Genomic DNA, 2,240 nt, shown 5'->3' on the forward strand with positions numbered 1-2,240 from the left:
TGAGTCCGCCGCCTATGAACCGGGAACCGAGGCCGTCGTCACCGACATCGAGGGTGCAAAGCTCGGCTTCGCCGTTTGCTACGATCTGCGCTTTCCGCAACTCTTCCGCGCCGAGGCGTTGGCCGGCGCAGACCTGCTTTCCGTACCGGCTGCCTTCACCCGCCAGACCGGCGAGGCGCACTGGCACGTGCTGCTCAGGGCCCGCGCCATCGAGAACGGCGCCTATGTCGTCGCCGCCGCGCAAGGCGGCTTGCATGAAGACGGCCGCGAGACTTACGGCCATTCGCTGATCGTCGATCCGTGGGGCCGGATCATTGCGGAAGCCGCGCATGACGAACCGGCGGTGATCGTCGCCGAGATCGACCCGGCGCAGTCGCTTGCCGCGCGCAAGAAGATCCCCAATCTCAGGAATGCGCGGGATTTCGCCGTCAATGCCGGCTCGGGCGAGGCGCCGCGGCTCAGGGGTGCAGCCTCTTGATCCGTTTTGCCCTGATCTGCGAGCACGAGCACGAATTCGAAGGCTGGTTCCGCAGCAACGACGATTTCGACACCCAGAAGAAGCGCGGCTTCGTCGATTGCCCGAGCTGCGGTTCGCACAAGGTGCAGAAAGCACTGATGGCGCCGGCCGTCTCCACGGCGCGCAAGCAGGAAACCATAGCGCTGGCCATGGGCGAGGCGCAGAAGCAGGCTTTGGCGCAGCTCAAGGCGATGGCCGAGAAGGTGCGCGAGAATGCCGATTATGTCGGCGACAAGTTCGCCGAGGAAGCGCGAAAGATCCATTTCGGCGAGAGCGACCCGCGTGGCATCTATGGCGAGGCGACGCTGGACGAAGCCAAGAGCCTGGTCGAGGACGGCGTCGAGTTCATGCCGATCCCGGTGTTTCCGGACGACCGCAACTGAGTTCCGAGGGAGCTTTGCGCGACCCAGAAGCGATTGAGCCGCGACGCAGCATAAGAGCCGTCGTTGGCCGATTGGCCCGCTGGGGCGCCGTCAAGCTTAGCGGTACCCGAACGATCGACGGGTTGCTCATCATCAGCGACAAGGGCACCGACAAGATCGTCGAGGCGCTTCAGCTTATTCGTGATTTTGATCCAGTGCGCTACAGACGGCTGCTTGGTGACGTAAGACAGGTATTTGTCACAACCCTTCCTGCTTCCGTCGCGCAATGGGCAAACTCTTCCAAGGCATGCGAATTGGACGAGCGCCATATCATCAGCGAAAGGACGACGCCGGAATTGGTCGCTTCGATTATCGTCCATGAAGCCACCCACGCGCGGCTTATGCGATGTGGTATCGGCTACGAAGAGGCGCTGCGGGATCGCGTGGAGCAGGTCTGTCTGCGTCGAGAAATAGCCTTTGCGGCCAGATTGCCGACCGGAAAGGGCCGGAGCCAGCAAGCCGAAGCGACACTCGAGGCCATGCCGGACTTTTCCGACAAGGCGATGAGTGAGCGCTATCTCAGCGGTTTGCGGGATGCTCTGCTCTACCTCAACATGCCGACCCGGCTTGTCGACCTCACCGTATCATACCGCCGCTGGAAACACCGGCGCCGGTTCTCGCCGCAGCCTACGAACTGACCCGGCTTAGCTCACGCTCCCGATCAATTTCTCAAGCAGCCGAGAGAGCGTCTCCCGTTCGGCCGGTGTCAGGCCGGAAAGAATCTCATGCTCGTTGGCAACATGGGCGGCAATAGCCTCATCGATCAACGCGAGACCCTTTTCGGTCAGCCGCACGACAATGCCGCGCCGATCGTTGGGGTGCGGCCCGCGCAGGATCAATCCGGACGTTTCGAGCCGGTCGAGCCGGTTGGTCATGGCGCCTGACGTCACCATCGTCGCTTCATAGAGGGCGGTCGGCGTCAGGGCGTAGGGTGATCCAGAGCGGCGCAGCGTTGCCAGCACGTCGAATTCCCCGGACTGCAATCCATAACGGGCAAACAACGGCGCCAGGCGCTCGCGGGCGATCAGCGAGGCGGCCTCGTTCAGCCGCCCGAGCACACCCATCGGCGAGACGTCCAGATCGGGTCGTTCCCGCTTCCATTGCTCGATCGCCCGTGCTGCCCTGTCCAACTGTCTCACCATCATTTATCTTGACGTTAAGAATCTTTCCGTTATCTTACTGCAAGATGCAATGCCGGCCAAGAGCCGCGCTACAGGATTCGGTCAATGAAGCTTCTCTGGGATTCGGCGCTCGGCCTGCTGGTCGTCACCGGCGGCCTGCTCGGCCTGACGCTGCCGTTC

Annotated in this window: 4 protein-coding genes; 3 read left to right on the plus strand and 1 reads right to left on the minus strand. The window is 62.5% G+C overall.

Going from position 1 to position 2,240, the window contains the following annotated elements; translation table 11 throughout:
* From EN994_RS28065 to EN994_RS28075, 3 genes are all read left to right on the plus strand, one after another.
* A partial coding sequence (locus tag EN994_RS28065; protein WP_281060208.1) for a nitrilase-related carbon-nitrogen hydrolase occupies window positions 1-478 on the plus strand: 478 nt, incomplete at its 5' end.
* A complete protein-coding gene (locus EN994_RS28070) occupies window positions 475-900 on the plus strand; it encodes a DUF1178 family protein (protein WP_013529451.1) in 426 nt (141 codons plus the stop codon). The genes EN994_RS28065 and EN994_RS28070, both read left to right, overlap by 4 nt.
* 122 nt (window positions 901-1,022) lie before the next feature.
* Window positions 1,023-1,577 carry a hypothetical protein gene (locus EN994_RS28075; RefSeq protein WP_164746265.1) on the plus strand — a complete coding sequence of 185 codons (555 nt, stop codon included), beginning with the start codon at window positions 1,023-1,025 and terminating at the stop codon, window positions 1,575-1,577.
* A 6-nt stretch (window positions 1,578-1,583) separates the two neighbouring features.
* Here EN994_RS28075 and EN994_RS28080 read toward each other — a convergent pair whose 3' ends face one another.
* Window positions 1,584-2,069 carry a MarR family transcriptional regulator gene (locus EN994_RS28080; protein ID WP_013529453.1) on the minus strand — a complete coding sequence of 162 codons (486 nt, stop codon included), beginning with the start codon at window positions 2,067-2,069 and terminating at the stop codon, window positions 1,584-1,586.
* Window positions 2,070-2,240: the final 171 nt, after the last annotated feature.

The organism is Mesorhizobium sp. M7A.F.Ca.CA.002.09.1.1, from assembly GCF_003998555.1.
Taxonomy (GTDB): Bacteria; Pseudomonadota; Alphaproteobacteria; order Rhizobiales; family Rhizobiaceae; genus Mesorhizobium; species Mesorhizobium ciceri.